At 39.3% G+C, this 19,823-nt stretch carries 16 protein-coding genes and 1 pseudogene; 15 read left to right on the forward strand and 2 right to left on the reverse strand.

Features of this window, described 5'->3' with window-relative positions:
* Window positions 1-88 precede the first annotated feature (88 nt).
* From ACHCNF_RS11030 to ACHCNF_RS11050, 5 genes are all read left to right on the forward strand, one after another.
* Window positions 89-2,359, forward strand: coding sequence for a glycoside hydrolase family 3 C-terminal domain-containing protein (locus ACHCNF_RS11030; protein WP_408069840.1), 2,271 nt, complete (start codon window positions 89-91; stop codon window positions 2,357-2,359).
* Window positions 2,360-2,436: 77 nt separating this feature from the next.
* Window positions 2,437-3,870 (forward strand): sensor histidine kinase, encoded by a 1,434-nt coding sequence (locus ACHCNF_RS11035; protein ID WP_408069841.1) that lies wholly within the window; start codon window positions 2,437-2,439, stop codon window positions 3,868-3,870.
* A 20-nt stretch (window positions 3,871-3,890) separates the two neighbouring features.
* Entirely contained in the window at window positions 3,891-4,412 is a 522-nt protein-coding gene (locus tag ACHCNF_RS11040) for a tRNA (cytidine(34)-2'-O)-methyltransferase (protein ID WP_408069842.1), read from the forward strand.
* A 13-nt stretch (window positions 4,413-4,425) separates the two neighbouring features.
* Window positions 4,426-6,063, forward strand: a complete 1,638-nt coding sequence (gene rlmD, locus ACHCNF_RS11045) for a 23S rRNA (uracil(1939)-C(5))-methyltransferase RlmD (RefSeq protein WP_408069843.1) — start codon at window positions 4,426-4,428, stop codon at window positions 6,061-6,063.
* A 17-nt stretch (window positions 6,064-6,080) separates the two neighbouring features.
* Window positions 6,081-8,858, forward strand: a complete 2,778-nt coding sequence (locus ACHCNF_RS11050) for an ATP-binding cassette domain-containing protein (protein ID WP_408069844.1) — start codon at window positions 6,081-6,083, stop codon at window positions 8,856-8,858.
* A 58-nt stretch (window positions 8,859-8,916) separates the two neighbouring features.
* Here the strand turns inward: ACHCNF_RS11050 and ACHCNF_RS11055 are convergent, their stop codons facing one another.
* Window positions 8,917-9,120, reverse strand: coding sequence for a hypothetical protein (locus ACHCNF_RS11055; protein ID WP_408069845.1), 204 nt, complete (start codon window positions 9,118-9,120; stop codon window positions 8,917-8,919).
* Between the two features lie 78 nt (window positions 9,121-9,198).
* On the opposite strand from ACHCNF_RS11055, the gene ACHCNF_RS11060 reads away from it, so the two are divergent.
* From ACHCNF_RS11060 to ACHCNF_RS11100, 9 genes and pseudogenes are all read left to right on the forward strand, one after another.
* Window positions 9,199-9,705, forward strand: coding sequence for a GNAT family N-acetyltransferase (locus tag ACHCNF_RS11060; RefSeq protein ID WP_408069846.1), 507 nt, complete (start codon window positions 9,199-9,201; stop codon window positions 9,703-9,705).
* Window positions 9,706-9,739: 34 nt separating this feature from the next.
* Entirely contained in the window at window positions 9,740-10,297 is a 558-nt protein-coding gene (locus tag ACHCNF_RS11065) for a GNAT family N-acetyltransferase (RefSeq protein WP_408069847.1), read from the forward strand.
* Between the two features lie 28 nt (window positions 10,298-10,325).
* Window positions 10,326-10,922, forward strand: a complete 597-nt coding sequence (locus ACHCNF_RS11070) for an HD domain-containing protein (protein ID WP_408069848.1) — start codon at window positions 10,326-10,328, stop codon at window positions 10,920-10,922.
* Window positions 10,923-10,988: 66 nt separating this feature from the next.
* A complete protein-coding gene (locus tag ACHCNF_RS11075; protein ID WP_408069849.1) occupies window positions 10,989-11,471 on the forward strand; it encodes an NUDIX hydrolase in 483 nt (160 codons plus the stop codon).
* 2 nt (window positions 11,472-11,473) lie between these two features.
* Window positions 11,474-11,818 carry a hypothetical protein gene (locus ACHCNF_RS11080; protein WP_408069850.1) on the forward strand — a complete coding sequence of 115 codons (345 nt, stop codon included), beginning with the start codon at window positions 11,474-11,476 and terminating at the stop codon, window positions 11,816-11,818.
* A gap of 20 nt (window positions 11,819-11,838) precedes the next feature.
* Window positions 11,839-12,180: pseudogene (locus ACHCNF_RS11085) on the forward strand (GNAT family N-acetyltransferase); the annotation flags it as partial.
* Window positions 12,144-12,359 (forward strand): GNAT family N-acetyltransferase, encoded by a 216-nt coding sequence (locus ACHCNF_RS11090; protein ID WP_408069851.1) that lies wholly within the window; start codon window positions 12,144-12,146, stop codon window positions 12,357-12,359. The pseudogene ACHCNF_RS11085 and the gene ACHCNF_RS11090, both read left to right, overlap by 37 nt.
* A gap of 191 nt (window positions 12,360-12,550) precedes the next feature.
* Window positions 12,551-13,327: a methyltransferase domain-containing protein gene (locus ACHCNF_RS11095; RefSeq protein ID WP_408069852.1), complete on the forward strand. Its 777-nt coding sequence runs from the start codon at window positions 12,551-12,553 to the stop codon at window positions 13,325-13,327.
* Between the two features lie 221 nt (window positions 13,328-13,548).
* On the forward strand, window positions 13,549-15,345 hold the full coding sequence (locus ACHCNF_RS11100; protein ID WP_408069853.1) for a leucine-rich repeat protein: 1,797 nt from the start codon (window positions 13,549-13,551) through the stop codon (window positions 15,343-15,345).
* Between the two features lie 247 nt (window positions 15,346-15,592).
* Here the strand turns inward: ACHCNF_RS11100 and ACHCNF_RS11105 are convergent, their stop codons facing one another.
* Window positions 15,593-17,665 carry a glycogen debranching protein gene (locus ACHCNF_RS11105; RefSeq protein ID WP_408069854.1) on the reverse strand — a complete coding sequence of 691 codons (2,073 nt, stop codon included), beginning with the start codon at window positions 17,663-17,665 and terminating at the stop codon, window positions 15,593-15,595.
* A 559-nt stretch (window positions 17,666-18,224) separates the two neighbouring features.
* On the opposite strand from ACHCNF_RS11105, the gene rsgA reads away from it, so the two are divergent.
* Complete coding sequence (gene rsgA, locus ACHCNF_RS11110) at window positions 18,225-19,808, forward strand: ribosome small subunit-dependent GTPase A (RefSeq protein WP_408069855.1); 1,584 nt, start codon at window positions 18,225-18,227, stop codon at window positions 19,806-19,808.
* The last annotated feature ends 15 nt before the right edge of the window (window positions 19,809-19,823 follow it).

Genomic DNA, 19,823 nt, shown 5'->3' on the forward strand with positions numbered 1-19,823 from the left:
TATATTTACATGTGATTTATTATATCACTCGCTTATGGATAATACTATATTTATAGTATCGCAAAACAATTTTAGAAAGGGTGAAAAAATGGCAACGGATGTTAAAAAATTGGTTTCAGAGATGACACTTGAAGAAAAAGCCGGACTTCTTGGTGGTGCGGATTTCTGGCATACAAAAGCAGTTGAAAGGCTTGGGATTCCGAAGTTTATGATGTCTGACGGACCTCATGGCCTTCGTAAACAGGATGAGGAGGGAGATCATCTTGGCATAAATGACAGTATTAAAGCTGTATGTTTCCCTGCAGCTTGTGCAACGGCATCAAGCTTTGATACAGATATGATAAATAAAATGGGAGAAGCCATAGGTGATGAGTGCCAGGCTGAGAATCTTTCCATAGTATTAGGCCCTGCAGTCAACATCAAGAGAAGTCCTCTTTGTGGAAGAAATTTTGAGTATTTTTCAGAGGATCCATATCTTGCAGGCAAGATGGCAGCAGCTTACATTAATGGTGTTCAGAGTCGCCATATCGGTACAAGTATCAAGCATTTTGCACTTAATAATCAGGAATACTTCAGAATGAGCAATTCATCTGAGGTTTCAGAGAGAGCAATGCGTGAAATATACTTCCCGCCATTTGAAATAGCAGTTAAGGAGTCGCAGCCCAAGACAGTTATGTGTTCATATAACAAAATTAATGGCACATATTCTGCAGACAACGAATGGCTTCTTAATAAGGTTCTTAGAGAAGACTGGGGATTTGAAGGCTTCGTAATGACAGACTGGGGTGCTGTAAATGACAGAGTACAGGGAGTGAGAGCGGGGCTTGAGCTTGAGATGCCGGGAGATTCTTCTGTTAATGACGCGAAGATTGTGGCAGCAGTTAAGGATGGAAGTCTTGATGAAAAGCTTGTAGACAGAGCATGTGAAAGAATACTTACAGTTGTTTATGACTATCTTGATAACAAAAAGGATGGCGTTGTATTTGATCGTGATGCAGACCATGAAAAGGCTGTGAAGGTAGCTGTTGAGTGTGGAGTTTTACTTGAAAATAACGGCATTCTTCCACTTGATCCTGCAAAGAAGATTGTTTATATAGGTGAATATGCTGAAAGTCCCAGATATCAGGGCGGTGGATCTAGCCATATTAATTCGTCTAAGGTGACAAGCGCATTGGAATCTGCAAAAGCAAAGGGCAGAAATGTTGAGTATGTAATGGGATTCCCCGGACAAAAGAATGAGCCACTTGACAAGTCTGAACTTGATAAGGCAGTTGCAGCGGCAAAAGGCGCTGATGCAGTAGTAATTTTTGCAGGACTTCCTGATGTAATTGAGTCTGAGGGCTATGACCGCGAAAACATGAATATGCCTGCTGCACAAAATGAACTTATAGAGGCAGTGGCTGCTGTTAATGAGAATACCGTAGTTGTACTTCATAATGGAAGTCCGGTTGAGACACCCTGGGCTGATGATGTTGCAGCAATTTTGGAAATGTATCTTGCCGGACAGGGCGTAGGAGAAGCTACAGATCAGCTCCTTTATGGAGAAAAGAACCCCAGTGGACATCTGGCTGAGACCTTCCCCATAAGAGTTCAGGATAATCCTTCATATCTTAACTTTAATACAGATCCTGAGAAATGCCACTATGCAGAGGACGTATATGTTGGCTATCGCTACTATGATAAGAAGATGATGCCTGTAAGATGGGCTTTTGGACATGGACTTTCATATACAACTTTTGAGCTTTCCAATATGAGACTTTCAACCGATAAGATGACAGATGACTCAACCATAAAGGTATGCGTTGATGTTACCAATACCGGTAAGGTTGCTGGAAAAGAGGTAGTTCAGCTTTATGTTGGAGATTTGAACGGAACCTTTGACAGACCGGTTAAAGAACTTAAAGGTTTTGCCAAGGTAGAGGTAGCACCCGGAGAGACCAGGACTGTGGAGATGGAAATTGATGCCAGATCGTTATCATATTTTGACGAGAGTATGGGCGATTGGTTTGCACCTACAGGTAAATATGAACTTCTTGTAGGTAATTCAAGCGATAACATTACTCTTAGAGAGGAGATTTGCTTCGAGACAAAGAAAGTCAGACCCATGAGATGTGATTCATCAATTACCATAGGGGAACTCATGGCAAACCCTGCAACTAAGCCAATAGTTGATGAGATGATGAAAAAGGCAGCCGAGGATTCACCCTTCGGAGATCCAAATGAGGCGGTTGGTGATGAGATGATGCAGGCAATGATGAGATTTATGCCACTTAAATCACTTATGTCATTCGGCATGTTAAAAGAGGGAGAGATGGAGCAGCTTTTGAGCGCAATAGGCGCTGCACTCGGCCAAAAGTAAAGAAACGCTCCATAATCTTATATATATGGGCAGGACTAAAGGTCCTGCCCATATTTTATGCTATAATGTTATTTGTTATGAAAAGGACACTATATTTAAAATTCCTAATTGCATATCTTTTGTTTGCCATATTCGGCTTTATCATGGTGGCTACTTTTGTTTCCAATATGACAGTTGAGCATTGCAGGAGAGAAAAGGCGGAGAGTCTATATGCTGAGGCGACTCAGATAGCAAATACCTATGCAGCTGATCTGTATAATAGCGAGACATCACTGGATACGGTGCAGAGGCAGCTCTATGCTCTATCACAGTACATGGATGGGGCCAGAATATGGATTGTTAATCCATCGGGCCGACTTGTGCTTGATTCATCAAATGTCATAGCGCAGGGAGAAGAAATAAAGGTTGAAGGATTCGACCCTGCGGTAACAGCAGGTACTTATTATACAATAGGAACCTTCTGGAACAATTTTGAAGAGGATGTTTTGTCTGTGTTTGCGCCAATAACAGCAGATTATAAGGTGCAGGCTTACGTAATTATCCATACACCCATGAGCCAGATAAGGAAGAGAGCGGATGAATTTTTAAATATTTCATACTTGATGCTTATAGTTATGTTTCTCCTATCACTTATTATCTTAATATTCTTTACTGAGCTGGTTTATATTCCACTCAGGAGAATTACCCAGGCAACAGAGGAATATGCGGCGGGAAATATGGACTATGAGTTCTCGGTTGAGTCTGAGGACGAGATGGGATACCTTGCAGCTTCGCTGTCGTACATGGCAGGCGAGATTGCAAGACAGGAGGATGATCAGAAAAAATTTGTAGCCAATGTTTCACATGATTTCAGGTCACCGCTAACCTCAATCAGAGGATATATTGAGGCCATGCTTGATGGGACGATCCCTCAGGAAATGCATGAGAAGTACCTTGGGATAGTGCTCAATGAAACCGAGCGACTGACCAAACTTACCAACGGACTTCTTACTCTTAACAACCTTAATGCCAAGGGCATGCTTCTTGAAAAAGCAGATTTTGATATAAATCAGGTAATAAGAAATACTGCGGCATCCTTTGAGATGACCTGTCTGGAAAAGAAAATTGCTATAGAGCTGGTCCTTACAGACGATAAAATGCTTGTAAATGCAGACATGAGTAAGATTCAGCAGGTTTTATACAACCTTCTGGATAACGCTATTAAATTCAGCCATCATGACTCAGTGATCAAAATTGAGACAACAGAAAAAAAGAGCAAGGTATTTGTTTCAGTAAAGGACAGTGGAATAGGAATTCCAAAAGAAGATCAGAAAATGGTCTTTGAGAGATTTTATAAATCTGATTCTTCAAGAGGAAAGGATAAGAAAGGTACAGGACTTGGCTTATCCATAGTAAAAGAAATAATTAAGGCACACGGAGAAAATATTAATTGTATTTCAACCGTGGGAGTAGGCACGGAATTCATATTTTCAATACCAAAGGCCGCATCAATGGATAGCGACGAAGTATAAAAAATTAGGAGAATTAATTAATGCATATAGTTTTACATCAGCCGGAAATACCACAGAATACGGGAAATATAGGAAGAACCTGTGTCGCTACCGGAAGCTCACTTCATCTGATTGAGCCCCTGGGCTTTGCTCTTCATGGTAAGGATTTAAAAAGAGCAGGAATGGATTATTGGGACAAGCTTGATTACACCAGATATACCAATTATGAAGAGTTTAAGGAAAAGCATCCCGGAGCAAAGGTGTGGCTTGCAACCACGAAGGCGAAAAGATCTTACACTGAGGTGAAGTTTGGAATTGATGACTACATCATGTTTGGGAAGGAAAGCGCCGGAATCCCCGAGGAGATATTGGTTGATAATGAAGAAGACTGTATCAGAATTCCTATGGGACATGACATCAGATCACTTAATTTATCTAATTCTGTAGCAATAGTTCTGTATGAGGCACTAAGGCAAAACGATTTCCCGGGGATGGAAGAAGAAGGGGAACTGCACAGACTTCAATGGAAGACAATAAATAAAAATGATGATACTAATCTATAGGTAGGAGCGCATAGTGGCAAAGAAAAACAATGAGAAATTCGCATATAATAAGGGCGATGTTCTGACAGTAAAAATAGAGGATATAGGTAATGACGGAGAGGGTATTGGCAAGGTAGACGGCTATACCCTTTTTATTAAGGATGCGGTTATAGGTGATCATGTGAAGGTCAGCATAATGAAGAGCAAGAAAAATTATGCCTATGCCCATTTAGACGAGATCATAGAGGCTTCTGAATACAGAGTAGAACCAATATGTCCTGTTTCAAGAGCCTGTGGCGGATGCCAGATTCAGAATCTTGATTATAAAAAACAGCTTGATTTCAAGAACAATAAAGTCAGAAATAACATAGTGAGACTTGGTGGTTTTGATGCTGAGTTTATAGATAGCATAATGGAGACCATAATTGGGATGGAGGAGACTGACAGCGACAAAGGAAAATTTGAAGAGAAGGATGCTCCGTCCCATTTTAGATATAGAAATAAAGCCCAGTTTCCTATTGGAACTGACAAAAATGGTAATCCCATAGCAGGCTTTTATGCGGGAAGAACCCACGCCATAATACCGGTGGAGGATTGTTATCTTGGGGTTAAGGAAAACAAGGATATACTGAATATTATTCTTGATCACATGAAAAAACATGGTCTCAGAGCCTATGATGAGACAACAGGCAAGGGACTTCTCCGCCATGTATTAATTCGCAAGGGATTTACCAGTGGAGAAATAATGGTTTGCCTGGTTATCAATAATACTTCAGATACCGGCAAAAAGAAAAATGCAGGTAAAAACAGGAGATATGAGGATAAAGAATACATTAATGGGCAGCAGGAACTAATTAATAGACTAAATTCTATTAATGGAGTTAAGAGTATTTCTGTCAACATCAACAACGAAAAAACCAATGTCATTCTTGGAAAGGAGCTTATTACACTCTGGGGAGATGATTATATAACCGACAGACTTTGTGGAATCGATTTTAGAATATCTCCGCTTTCATTCTATCAGGTGAATCCGGTACAGACAGAGAAACTGTATAATACAGCAGTTTCCTATGCGGATCTTAAAGGCAATGAGACCGTTTGGGATCTTTATTGCGGAATTGGAACAATCAGCCTCTCCATGGCAAAGAAGGCAGGACATGTCTATGGAGTAGAGGTGATTCCACAGGCAATTGATAATGCCAAAGAAAATGCGCTAAGCAATGGCATAGAAAATGCTACTTTTTTTGTTGGAAAAGCAGAGGAAGTGCTTCCGGATTATTATGATGGCAAATTAAAAACCGCTACTGAAAATTCTGAATCAAATGAAGACACAGATAGAGACAGGGCTCTTCATCCTGATGTTATAGTAGTTGATCCTCCTCGCAAGGGGTGCGATATAAACTGCCTTGATACCATGCTGAAAATGCAGCCAAAGAGAATTGTTTATGTAAGCTGTGATTCTGCAACCCTGGCAAGAGATCTAAAAATTTTGGTGGATGGCGGATATGAACTTAAGAAAATTCGGGCCTGCGATATGTTTCCAAACACTGTTCATGTGGAGACGGTATGTTTATTGTCCAAACTTCATGAGGCAAAGCATCATGTCAATGTTAAGTTAGATATGGATGAACTTGATCTAACAAGTGCCGAAGCTAAAGCAAAAATCAGATAACTGTAGCTGAGTTTGTTTTGTATTTCAATCTGGTTGCCGGTTTTTCAGTGTGGCTTAGCAGTATTCTTGGACAGATGAATAATCTTAAAAGACTAAGCATGGCAATGAACCGTTTCCGTTCTTATCTGGAGTATCCTGAGTACTATAAAAGGGAAGATGGAATTCCTGTCGAGAAAACCGATGCTCCGGGAGTGATAACCTTTGAAAATGTTAGCTTTAGCTATACTGATGACGGTGAAGCTATTATCAAGGATATGAACCTTAATATAAAAGCCGGAGAGCACCTTGCAATTGTTGGATTAAATGGTGCGGGAAAGACGACGCTTGCTAAGCTCATCTGTGGATTGACAGACCCTACCAAAGGCCGGGTATTGTACAATGGAACTGACGTAAAAGAACTTAACCGAATTCAGTACTATAAACTCTTTGGTGCTGTTTTTCAGGATTATTCTATTTTGCCGGTAACAATAGAAGAAATAGTAGCGGAAGAAACTGAAGAAAATGTGGATTCTGATTTAGTGGAAAAATGCTTAAAACAGGCGGGGCTGTGGGAGAAGATATCGGCACTGGATAATGGAATCAAGACCAAGTTTGACAGGGCATTTTGGGATGATGGTATCAATCTGTCCGGTGGAGAAAAGCAGAAGCTTTTGCTGGCTAGAGCGCTGTATAAACAGACACCTGTTGTTATATTGGATGAGCCGACAGCAGCATTGGATCCCATAGCGGAGAACAATTTATATGAGTCATACGATGAAATCATGAAGAATAAAACTACAGTGTTTATTTCTCACAGATTAGCATCTACACGATTCTGCAATCGTATTTTGCTTATAGAAAACGGAAAGATTGTGGAAGAAGGACTCACGACCAGCTTCTTAAAAAAGGAGGCAAATACAGCAAGCTGTTTGAAACTCAGGCTAAATATTATAGAGAAGGAAAGGAGAGCACCGATGAAGATTCAAAAGAGAATTGAGATAACCAAACGCGGTTATGCTCTTTTAAATAAATATGTACCGGGGCTTGTCAGGGCAAAAACAATCGCAGCTGTGCTCGAAACCCTTTCTCCGTTTGTAACAGTCTGGTTTTCTGCAAGAATTATCAATGAACTATTGAATGACAGAAGACAGAATGTACTTATCCTTTATGTAATTTTGGTAATAGGAATTCATTTGTTGTTCTCCATGATAAAGGACATAATGGATAAGATCGTCAATGACAAAGAATCCGGAATGTGGAATTACTTTAATAAGATCTTCTCAGATAAACAAATGAGCATGGACTACGCCATTCTTGAAAATAAAGACATTCAGAAAATGAGGCAGAAAGCAGAAGAAAATCTGTTTATGTTTGGAAATGGGTTAGGGCAGCTCATCTGGGATACAACGAGCCTTGTAAAAGTAATAGTTGGAATTGTTGCTTCCATCTCCTTGACAGCTTCTCTTTTTATGTCAAAGTCGGGGGACAGTATTACAGATTCTAAGCTTTGGGTACTGGGAATCATTATCGTGCTCGTCTTTTTTGGGTTTATTAACAACTACCTGACACACAAAGAAAATGTGGTTTTTGAGCAGTGGACCAAGGGAACGGTATGGTATAACAGAGCCTTTATGTTTTATGGACATGAGCTATATAACAGTACTGCAAGAGCGAAGGATGTACGAATTTATGGCCAGGAAAAAATCGCTGACAGAGAAATGAAAAAAATGGAGGAGCATAACCGAAGTGATAATGCATTCCTTAGAAAAATGAGTTTTTGTCAGGGACGGCTCTATTTTGCTCAGGGAATCTGTAACGCATTATGCTACTTGTTCGTGGTTGCCAAAGCTTCTACGGGAGCTTTTGATGTTGGAAGTATTGTGCAGTACGTAGGTGCACTTACTGAACTTATGGGATGCGTGGGTTTGCTCACATGGATTTATTCTGAAAACAAAGTATATACAAGGCATTTGGAAAAACTGTTTGAATATCTTGATATTCCCAATAATAAGTATCAGGGGAAATTACCGGTTCCCAAAGACTATTTTTGTGACAATGGTGAGAATGATTATAGTATTGAATTTAAAAATGTTTCCTTCAAATATCCGGGAAGTGATACATATGCTTTAAAGAACATAAATACAAAACTAAGTATAGGGAAAAAGCAGGCGTTTGTAGGAACGAACGGTGCCGGCAAAACTACTTTTGTCAAACTGCTTTGCAGATTGTATGATCCGACGGAAGGAGAGATACTCCTAAACGGTATTGATATTAAGAAGTACGATTATGAAGAATACTTAAAACTCTTCTCATTTGTTTTTCAGGACTTTAAACTTTTTGCATTTACTTTGGGGCAGAATATCGCAGCGTATACAAGTTACGATAAAGAGAAGCTTGAAGAGTGTATGAAAAAAGTATCTTTTTACGAAAGATATCAGTCTATGGAGAATGGACCTGATACATATTTGTATAAAGATATCTCGGAAAACGGAGTGGAAGTATCAGGAGGAGAAGCACAAAAGATTGCTTTGGCCAGAGCTCTTTACAAAGGTACGCCTATGATTATTCTTGATGAGCCTACGGCAGCACTTGATCCTTTGGCTGAGGCACAGGTTTATGAAGACTTCAGTAATATGGTCGAAAATAAAACAGCCATATATATCAGTCATAGGTTGTCATCCTGTCAGTTCTGCGATGAAATAACAGTTTTTGATCAGGGACAAATCGTGCAAAAGGGCGCACACTCTAAGCTGGTAGAAGAAACAGATGGTCAGTATTTCAAACTTTGGAATGCACAGGCACAGTATTATGTATGATATGAGTGCGCCTATTTTTAAAAAAGCGGAATATTCGACAAGTGTTTTGGTTCTGGTATTATTTTCTCTTATTGTTACCTGCATCCTGTGTCTTTTCAATCTTGAAGGTTTTTGATTTTACATTCTTCTTGAAGTTTTTATCTGTAGAATACTCAATCTGGTATCCATTTACACCATCTACTGCCTTAAAAGTTACCTCTGCTTTCTTCTTTTTAGGAGCCTTAACCTTGGTTACCTTTGAATTGTGCCCTGCCGTTTTCATAGGTATAATTATCCATAACTGTATGAAAAATCATCCCGGTGCGGATATTACCGGGATTCTTCAGAGGATTTCTTGAGGATGAAAAAGATGAGAGTAACGATTCGTAGGGTGCAGCGAGGCGATGAAAGCACATTGGCATTTTTACAAACTGAGAGTTGGAAAACAGCCTTTAAAGAGATTGTTGATCCGGATATACTTAGAAAATGCACAGATATAAATAAAGCAACTTCAATGTATAAGAGTCTTCTGGATAACGATAAGGGGAACGGTTATCTGCTTTTTGTTGATGAAAAGCCGCATTGTCTGGCATATTGGGATGCAGCCAGAGACGAAATGTTTGAAGGTAAAGCAGAACTGATAGCTATACATAGCTTGCCTGAAAACCGATATAAGGGCTATGGCAAACAGATGATGGAAAGAGTACTATCGGATATTACAAGTGCCGGTTATAAAGAGGTGATCCTGTGGGTGTTTACAGATAATAAACCCGCGAGAGCTTTTTATGAGTCTGTTGGATTCGAAGCTACGGAGTATAAGCAACCGGCACTTGGAACAGAGGAAATGTGTTACAGGATAGTTTTATAGAGGAATAAAATAATGAAAATGCGAGGACACAGAAATGAATCATTGCGGGACAAAGACAATAGAGACTAAAAGACTGATACTGCGGCAATTCAAAATAGAAGATGCCGACCCTATGTTCAAGAATTGGGCAAATGATGAAGAAGTTACGAAATTTCTGACATGGCCGCCTCATGGAAATGTTGATGTTACAAAGAACATTGTGAGGCAGTGGGTGGATTCGTATAAGGATGAAAAGTATTATCAGTGGGCCATTGTTTTAAAAGAGATAAATGAACCAATTGGAAGTATATCCGCCGTTGGCATGCAGGATAACATAAATATGATACACATCGGTTATTGTATTGGCAGAGCCTGGTGGCATCAGGGAATTATGACTGAAGCTTTAAAAGCCGTTATAGATTTCTTTTTTGATAATGTGGAAGCTAATCGTATTGAGTCAAGGCATGATGTTAATAACCCACATTCCGGAATGGTAATGAAGAAATGTGGAATGAAGTATGAAGGCACTCTGCGCAGTTCAGATATCAACAATCAGGGGATTAATGATTCAAGCTGGTATGCAATTCTTAGATCTGACAGGACAGATGAATGAACAAAAATGTATAAAACAGGAGGTAGGTATGATTACAAGAGATGAAGCATTTGATTTACTAAAAAAGTACAATAAAGATCCATTTCATATCCAACATTCGTTGACTGTAGAAGCGGTAATGAAGTGGTATGCAAAAGAACTTGGATATGGCGATGATGCGGAGTATTGGGGAATAGTCGGACTCCTTCACGATATAGACTTTGAGCTTTATCCTGAGGAACACTGCCTTAAGGCACCGGAGCTTTTGAGAGAAGGCGGAGTCAGCGAGGATATCATACACGCTGTTTGTTCACATGGCTATGGAATCACTGTGGGATGCGGCGTGACCATAGATGTAGAGCCTGTTCATGAGATGGAGAAGGTCCTTTTCGCTGCAGATGAGCTTACTGGTCTTGTATGGGCAGCAGCACTCATGAGACCATCCAAGAGTACTAAGGACATGGAACTTAAGTCACTAAAGAAAAAGTATAAGAGTAAGGGTTTTGCTGCAGGGTGCTCAAGGGAAGTGATAGAGCGCGGAGCTGACCAGCTTGGATGGGAACTTGATAAGCTTCTTCAGATGACACTTAGGGCGATGGCTGAAAACGAAGATCTTATCAATGAGGAGATGGCATCGGTAGCCTGAGGATTTTTCACCTATTTTTCTGAAATAGTATTACTAAGTTTTGTTAGGGAAGGGGAATAATTGAATATGAGTAAAGACATGACAGTGTCGTGTGAGAACGGACTTATTAACATCAGAGTAGGAGCAATTATTCTGAAGGATGGAAAATTTCTTATGGTGGGGAACAATATTAGACCGGAGTATTTGTACTCTGTAGGTGGCAGGATAAAATTCGGAGAGACTGCTGAGGAAGCGGTTATCCGCGAAGTGTATGAAGAGACTGGCATAAGAATGGAAGTAGACAGACTTGGATTCGTTCATGAGAACTATTTTTATGGTGATGCGGAAGGCAATTTGGGGAAACTGATATATGAGATATCTTTCTTCTATTATATGAAGGTCCCGAAGGACTATGAACCGGAGTCCGGTATCTTCACTGAGGATGACCACGAAGAATTTCTCAAGTGGATTGCTCCGGATGACCCGATTAAATACTATCCGGAATTTTTCAGGACAGAATTGTTACATCCGGTAAATGAGGTTAAGTATTTTGTGACGGATGAGAGGTAAATATGAATAAAAAGATTATAGCTACTGTAATATACACGATAGGAATTGGCTGCGTGCTTTTCTTTGGACTTAGCGCAATTATCGGTGGGAGTACAGTAAGTAATCCTAATGCCATGATTCCTTTCACAGAATTTGAGAGAAACATAATAATGCTGGGAATAGGATTTATTCCTATGATAGCGAGTTGTTTGTTCATGCTGTCAGCTTATGGTATTAAGGAACGATCAAAAAAGATATTGGTCCTTATTCCGGGTATTGTGACGGGAATACCCTTTATGTTTGGCGTATGCTTTGTGGGTTATTTGCTCATACTTGGGATGTTTGATGTGATGAACAGTGGTATTTAAACAGTAGGAAAGGTTACAAAATGGATTTAAAAAAGGCAACAATCGAAGATCTGGATATACTTGTTACTACAAGAATAGAAGTTCTCAGGGCTGCAAATAAGCTGGATGCAAGTGTAGATATGTCATAAGTGGAGCGACAATCCAGAGATTATTATTCCACGGCACTTACTGATAATACGCATACTGCTTATTTGGTGTTCGACAGAGATAAATTTGTAGGTGCCGGAGGTGTGAGCTATTTCAAAGTCATGCCTACTTACCACAATCCAAGCGGTGAAAAGGCTTATATCATGAATATGTATACATCGCCTGCCTATCGTAGATTATGGGTGATTCGAATCACCACATTATTGTTAATGAGATTGATGGAAAGATAGTTTCTTCCTGTGTATGCGTGATAATTCCGAACCTTACAAGAGATGTAAGACCATATGCATTCGTAGAAATTGTTGTAACTCATGCTGAGTATCGCAAGAGGGGATATGCTGGAGAGTGCTTGAATTATGCAAGGAAGATTGCGCGCGTTTCCAGCCTTGTGTAAAATTTTTTTTGTTGTGACAAGCAGGATAAGCTGAGGTCACATGGGAGGTAATCATGAGAACACGAGATAACTACTCGGTGCAGTTTTAATGCTGACAGCAGGTTGTGCCGAGGTTAATGGAAGTTTATTGCTGTCACATACTGCACCGAACAAATAATAACAACTAACAATTATTTGAAAAAGGAGCAGATATGAATACAGATAGAATAACAGAATTAAGAAAAGAGTGGGAAGCAGAGGAGAAGATAGCTCATATACATGGTTGGGATTTTTCTCATATACATGACAGATATGAAGAGGAGGATGACCTCCCATGGGACTACAAAAAGATAATTGAGGAGTTTCTTCTTCCTGATATGAAACTATTGGATTTTGATACAGGTGGTGGCGAGTTTTTATTATCTTTGAAACACCCATACAAGAACACTGCTGCTACTGAAGGATATGCCCCTAATGTTGAATTGTGTAAGGAGGTTCTCTTACCCTTTGGGATTGATTTTAGACCTTGCGATGATGAGTCAAATATCCCTTTTGCTGACAGCTCTTTTGACATAATGATAAACAGGCATGGAAGCTTTGATCCTGTGGAAGCACATAGACTTCTCAAGCCGGAAGGGCTTTTTATTACACAGCAGGTAGGAAGCAAGAACGACAGAGATCTTGTTGAGATGGTTCTACCGGATGTACCTGCACCTTTCCCAGAACTTGAATTGTCAATTCAGAGAAGGAAGTTTGAAGAAGCAGGCTTTGAGATAATAAGAGCTGAAGAAGTATTTAAACCAATCAGGTTCTACGATGTAGGAGCATTTGTGTGGTTTGCGCACATCATTGAATGGGAATTTCCGGGATTCGCTGTTGAAAAATGCTTTGATAAATTACTTGAAATACAGGAAGCAATTGACAAGAATGGTTTTGTAGAAGGTACTATTCACAGATATCTCATAGTGGCAAAGAAGAAAGGCAAATAATTACGGATGATGATAGCATGATAAAACCAGGCGAAACTATTTCAGCCCAGTTAAGAATTTAATTGTATCGATACTCCTTTCACAGGGACTATTCCTGCGCCATTGCACTATTTTTTCTTCTTGCCGCGCCTAGTCACATCGAGTTGTTGCTCGCTAAAAATAAGGGATGTATAATATATCAGTCAGAACTGAAGACTCAGATAATTAAATAGGGAGGGCGTATGAAGAAAGTAATTGTTTCAATTGCAAGCATGGCTGTGTGTGTTTGTCTGTTATTTTCACTGGGGCTGAGTGCTAAGGCCTTGGAAAAAGGACCTAATTCCAAAACCTTTGTGCTCGATGAGCAGCATCCGTTTAGAACGGGTGTTATTGACAACTTAAAGGGCCAAGGAACAGATTCTTATGAATTCAGTATTCCAACTTCGGGACAGGTTTCAGTAGTTATTGAATGTATACAATCCGCTGGTTTTAATTTCGATAGAGATGCCGGAACGTATATTGTACTAAAAGATATGTATAATAATGAGCTGCCTACAAATACTGGAGCAACTGTTACTAGTTTATGGACAAATGACATCAAGTCTCTTAAGTATTCATTGAATAAAGGAACATATCATTTTGAAGTATACAAGTTAGCAGATATGTTTGATTTAAAGTACAAAATGAGAAACATAAGCTTTAAATCATCAAATGAAACATTTGAAGAAGAATTTGACGGATATAATAATGATATTATGGAATATGCCAGTTCAATAGAGCCAGGACAGAATGTTATAGGTATGCTTGCAGCAGGTGATAAGTACGATTATTACAAACTGACACTTCCTGAGTCCGTTAGAATGAAGTTTGTTGTAAATACTTCTGACCTTTCTAATCTCCATTGGACTATAAACCTGGAAAATGGTTCTGAACTTTTAAGTGATGGTGGCTATGTTAATTCAGGCGACTTGAGACTAAATAAAAGCTATGACCTTTTAGCTGGAACCTACTATGTATGTTTTTGGGCAGATAACAACAAGCATGGAATATATAATTTCAGCAATACTCTGACTTCTTCCAATGAGACAGAAGGCGTTAATGAATCATTAACACATACCAATGATACTATTGACGAAGCTGATGAGATTATTCTTGGAACTGACTACAAGGGCCAGATGGCGGTTAATGAGAGTGATGACTATTATAAGTTTGCAGTGACTACAAAAGGCACACCTCATTTATATGTAAAAAGTAATACAGATTCTTTGGGTTATTCAATTTACAATTCATCAGGAAGTGAAATTTGGGATAGTTCAAGCAATATGTCTTCAAATGTAAATGTTTTTGATGGAGATACTGATGAACTTGATCCGGGAACTTATTATCTTAAAGTATGGAAAAGAAAGGGAGCTACCGGTGACTATACATTTAAACTTACCCTTATTTCTGTAAAGACAGAAACAGATGCTCCTGTTACCGAATCCGAAGGAAACGATAACAAAGAAACCGGCAACAACATTGCAATAGATACCATTTTTACCGATTCAGAAGGATCGGTCTACAAAGTAACCGGCAATGACACAGCAATGTTTGTAAAGCCTAAAGACACAAATATGAATTCTGTCACCGTGCCGGATACAGTTTCATTTAATTCTAATAATTTTAAGGTTACAGCTATTGCTGACAAAGCATTTTTCAAGAATAAAAAACTTACCAACCTGACGGTTGGAAAAAATGTGGTTTCTATTGGAGATAGAGCATTCAGCGGAGCTGTAAAGCTGAAAAAGCTTGATCTGTCTGAAACAGCTGTAGAGACAATCGGCGCGAACGCAATTAGCAAATGTAAGGGATTGACAGTTCTTAAAATCAACGGCAACAAGGTTAATACCATTAAAAAGGGCGCCCTTAAAATTGGCAACAAAAAATGTGTTATTACTATACTTGCCAAAAACAAGGCTGCCTATAAAAAAGCGTTAAAAAAGGTCACTAAGGCAGGGGCTTCAAAGCGTTCCTGTAAGTTTAAGAAATCAAGTAAATAAATAACATTTTACTCCACCATGTAAGATAATTGAGAATTCTACATGGTGGAGTTTTTATTTATATGCGATTTGCCTTTCGGGGGGCAGCGTAGGAATCACAAACTGATATTGACTTATATCTTTAATAAATATATAGTCAGAAAAAGGAAGCAACCAGTCTGATTGCTCCCTCATAAATCTAAATTATCATAGAATACCCATATTTAGAAAAAGTTTCAAACTCTCAAGAAAGACACAATCGTTGAACTCAATAAGTGCCTATAAGTACCATTGAGCTACGAGGCATAAGTTTAATAGTGTCTTTACATACCACATTTTTCATTTTTCCGGTTTCATCACCTGAGTACAGAACAATTCTCCACTCCATTCCTTCCGGAATAATTGGAAGTTGTAAAATGTGTTCTTCCCAATGGGAATTTATACCACAGTATATAAAGCAATCATTTTTTACTTTAAAATCTGCCTTTGGCTCAGCATACATAAAGCCAAAAACAAGAAACGGTTGATATCTGTCTATTTCCCATGCTTTTACACCATGCCAGGAAAGCTCAGGGTACCCTGAGGAATTATAGTCACTGTAATATATTTCCCGACGAATTACCGGGTGTTCTTTTCTGAAGCTGATAAGGCGCCTGACGTACTCGAAAACGTCCTTGTACTTTTTAAGCCTGTCCCAATCAAGCCAGCTTATCTCATTATCCTGAGAAAATGCATTATTATTGCCATACTGGGTATTAGCAAATTCATCTCCTGCCAAAAGCATGGGAATTCCGCGAGCTAAAAGAAGTATCGTCATTGCGTTTTTCATCTGCCTCTTTCGAAGCGCATTTATTTCTTTATCATCTGTATCTCCTTCTGCACCACAGTTCCAGGAACAGTTATCATAATCATGGTCCATGGGTGATGGTAAGGCATTAGTTTCATTGTGTGTCTGTTGATAGCTCACAGTGTCGTACAATGTAAAACCATCATGGGAAATAATATAGTTTACCGATGAAGCCGGTGTTCCGTTTGCAAACATATCAGGTGAGCCCTCTATTGATCTTATAATATCCGGGCCACTCTCTGCTCCGCCTTTAATAAAGCGCTTTATAGCATCTCTTGTTCTTGCATTCCAATCTGCCCATGTATTAGTGAAATTACCTATTGTTGAAAGTCCCGATGGATCCCAACCCTCTGAAATAAGCATAGTATGACTTAAAATCGGATCATCAGCCAGGGACTCCATAAGTGGTGGTGATAGCAGCGGTTCTCCATCCTGTCCCCTTACAAAAATAGGTGCTTCATCTACTCTGAATCCGTCTATATGATAAGAAGATACCCAGTATCTTAAAGAATCAATGATAAAATTACGGACAATCGGATTGTTACAATTTACGGTATTTCGGCATCCCGTCAGATCTGAATACGTTCCGTCGGAATTCATAATATAATAGGTTCTGTTATCGATTCCTCTAAATGAAATGTATTCTCCTTCATCTCCATATTCGCCTGTATGATTAAAAACGATGTCAAGTACTATTGCTATTCCGTTTTGATGAAGCTTTTTTATCATATTCTTCATCTCATCAACAGCAAGCCCCTGTGGCCCGGAATATGCATATCCTGTCTTTGGAGAAAAATAGTTGCAGGTAACATAACCCCAATAATTGCAGCAGTCTTCCGGTACACCCGGTATGAATTCTTCAAATTCAAATGTAGGTAAAAGCTCTATACAATTAACTCCAAGTTTCTTAAGATATGGGATTTTTTCAACTATGCCGGCATATGTTCCCTTGTATTTGACCCCGCTGGAGTCATGTTTGGTAAAGCCTCGGACATGCATCTCATATATGACTAGATCCTGTGGGGCAATTTCAAGAGGTCTGTCGCCTTCCCAGTTATAGTCCTCACGAATAATACGACCGCGTCTCTTAAAATCTGAATCCGCATATGTGTACTGATGCCATTTATCACATCCTGAAACAAGCTTGGCATAAGGATCCAGCAAAATTTTGGAAGGGTTGAAACGAAAGCCCTGACTTATATCATTAGGCCCATCAAAGCGATAGCCATACTCTGTCTCTTCCCAGTCAATATCAAATATCATGACAGAGTAAACACTGCCCAATCTGAACTCATCCTTAAGTTCAAGAATCAGGTATGGCTTTTTATCACCACGATGATATAAAAGCAGCTCACATTTAGTTGCATCTTTGGAATAAATAGAAAAATTCACGCAGTTATCTGAAACAACTTCTGCGCCAAAAGGCATAGGCCTGCCTATACGATATTTAACCCCGTTAAGCTCATGTGTTGGAAACTCATCAATTCTTTGCATATTTTCCCTCCGCGCATTCTCAGTCAGATTCCCTCAAGCACTGCTTGACTTTATCTTTCGCGTAAATAAAAACAATAATCGAGGTATTTATTTCTTTTAGTACATTATATCAAGAAGTGATTTAGAATAATATCCTCGCTATTACTGTGTTTACGCTGTGCGATACTTTGGTTGAACGATAGTCACATTTGGGATAGAGGTTATTCGTGCAAATTTGAAGTTTATCGATTGCATATGCAAATAATCATACTACAATCATTCTAAAAGACATTGACGCAAAGATCTATTAATGACTATAATTATTTAGATATAAAAATACTAAGGAAAGAGAGGTAATCATAATGTGTGTTGTTAAAAGAGAGATTGTAAATGTAAATAGTATGATGACCTCGGTTTCTGTCCTTTAAATCTTATAGGGATAAATGTTTTGACAATTAACCGTGGCATATTAGTCACGGTTTTCTTTTGCTCTTTTTGGGCAGTTTCCGTTATATAAGGTCTCCATACTATCAGCCTGATTTGAATATTGATTATGTTAAGATAAAAGGGAGACAGAAAATTGAATAATATTATTATCAGAAAAGAAACAAAAGAAGATTATTATGACACTGAGCTTATGAGTCTTCGCGCGTTCTGGAACCTGCATGGTCCCGGATGCAATGAGCACTTATTGGTAAATAAGCTTCGAACTGCTGACGAATATTTGCCAAAGCTTAGCCGTGTGGCAGAACTTGACGGAAAAGTAGTAGGGGCTATTTTTTATTCCAAGGCCAAGGTGGTAGATGGCGATGAAGTGTATGAGGTATTGACATTCGGACCACTTGCAGTGGAACCTACGTGCTGCAATATGGGAATAGGAGCGCTTCTTTTAAAAGAAACTCTGCCTTTAGCAAAGGATGCCGGATATAAAGGTATTGTGATCTGCGGTGAACCGGATTATTACCCAAAGCACGGTTTTAAGACCTGTGATCACTTTGACATCCATCACCCTGCATTTGGAAATACGAATGCTTTTATGGCACTTCCGCTAAATGATGATTTTGAAGATATCCACGGCTATTTTTACGAGGCTCCAATATTTGAAACGTGTGAGGACGAAAAGGAAATAGAAGAATTTACCAGGCATTTTCCTCATTACAAACCGTTAAAGCTTTCCTGCCAGTGGCTTCATGTTGAAAAGCTGGGAAGAGTTTCGGAGGTCGGTAAAAACAGCTATAAGATAAAGTTCTGGGAGCAGGAATTATCTGCAAAGCTGAAAGGAAACTTTTATGAGAAAGATGCGGATAAACTCCCTGTTGTGGGTGATTATGTGACATTTTTGTATAACAGGCAGGGAGACTGCTCAATTCTTTCTGTCTGTGAGAGACAAAGCTTATTACAAAGACCTGACCAGGCTAAGACCGGAGTTATGCAATATATGGCAGCTAATGTAGATTATCTTTTCATCGTCACATCACTTAATGAGGACTATAGCTATAACCGCATAGCTAGATATGTAAGTATTGCAATTGCCGGCGGAGCAGAGCCGGTTGTGATTCTTACAAAATCAGATCTTTGCAACAATCCCGGAAGGTATGTACGTGAAGTGGAGCAGATATCAGATAAAGTGCGAGTCCATGCAATCTCGGCCCTGTACGGTATTGGCAATGAGGAACTACAAGAGTACATGACACCCGGAACCACTATATGCCTGATGGGCTCATCCGGCGCAGGGAAATCGACACTGATCAATTCCATTACCGGGGAAGATATCATGAAAACATCTAAGATAAGAGAAGATGATGGTAAGGGAAGACACACAACCACATACCGTAAGCTGATCGAATTACCAAGTGGTGTAACTCTCATAGATACTCCGGGTATGCGTGAAGTCGGTATGGCAAATGTACAGGATGGAATCGATGAGACTTTTTCAGACATCGTTAATCTGGAGAGCCGATGCAAATTCAGTAATTGCAGGCATGATACGGAACCCGGATGTGCAATTAAGGCAGCCATCGCAAGCGGGGAATTATCTGTGGAAAGGTATGAACTGTATAAAAATCTGGGCAGAGAGAATACCAACAATCATGCAATGAAAAAGCAAATTTCAAAGTGGGCGAAGGCCTATAAGAAGAACAATAAGAGAAATATGTGGGATTGACGAAGAATAACGAAA

This window comes from Butyrivibrio sp. NATIVEDY162 (assembly GCF_045999815.1).
GTDB lineage: Bacteria > Bacillota > Clostridia > Lachnospirales > Lachnospiraceae > Butyrivibrio.

Excerpts from the sequence above, each read along its gene's own strand:
- ACHCNF_RS11055 (WP_408069845.1), bottom strand. The coding sequence starts at position 9,120 with ATGAAAACGGCAGGGCACAATTCAAAGGTAACCAAGGTTAAGGCTCCT.
- ACHCNF_RS11065 (WP_408069847.1), top strand. The coding sequence starts at position 9,740 with ATGAATCATTGCGGGACAAAGACAATAGAGACTAAAAGACTGATACTG.
- ACHCNF_RS11095 (WP_408069852.1), top strand. The coding sequence starts at position 12,551 with ATGAATACAGATAGAATAACAGAATTAAGAAAAGAGTGGGAAGCAGAG.
- ACHCNF_RS11070 (WP_408069848.1), top strand. The coding sequence starts at position 10,326 with ATGATTACAAGAGATGAAGCATTTGATTTACTAAAAAAGTACAATAAA.
- ACHCNF_RS11030 (WP_408069840.1), top strand. The coding sequence starts at position 89 with ATGGCAACGGATGTTAAAAAATTGGTTTCAGAGATGACACTTGAAGAA.
- ACHCNF_RS11100 (WP_408069853.1), top strand. The coding sequence starts at position 13,549 with ATGAAGAAAGTAATTGTTTCAATTGCAAGCATGGCTGTGTGTGTTTGT.
- ACHCNF_RS11040 (WP_408069842.1), top strand. The coding sequence starts at position 3,891 with ATGCATATAGTTTTACATCAGCCGGAAATACCACAGAATACGGGAAAT.
- ACHCNF_RS11105 (WP_408069854.1), bottom strand. The coding sequence starts at position 17,665 with ATGCAAAGAATTGATGAGTTTCCAACACATGAGCTTAACGGGGTTAAA.
- ACHCNF_RS11080 (WP_408069850.1), top strand. The coding sequence starts at position 11,474 with ATGAATAAAAAGATTATAGCTACTGTAATATACACGATAGGAATTGGC.
- ACHCNF_RS11035 (WP_408069841.1), top strand. The coding sequence starts at position 2,437 with ATGAAAAGGACACTATATTTAAAATTCCTAATTGCATATCTTTTGTTT.
- ACHCNF_RS11075 (WP_408069849.1), top strand. The coding sequence starts at position 10,989 with ATGAGTAAAGACATGACAGTGTCGTGTGAGAACGGACTTATTAACATC.
- ACHCNF_RS11090 (WP_408069851.1), top strand. The coding sequence starts at position 12,144 with ATGGGTGATTCGAATCACCACATTATTGTTAATGAGATTGATGGAAAG.
- ACHCNF_RS11060 (WP_408069846.1), top strand. The coding sequence starts at position 9,199 with ATGAAAAAGATGAGAGTAACGATTCGTAGGGTGCAGCGAGGCGATGAA.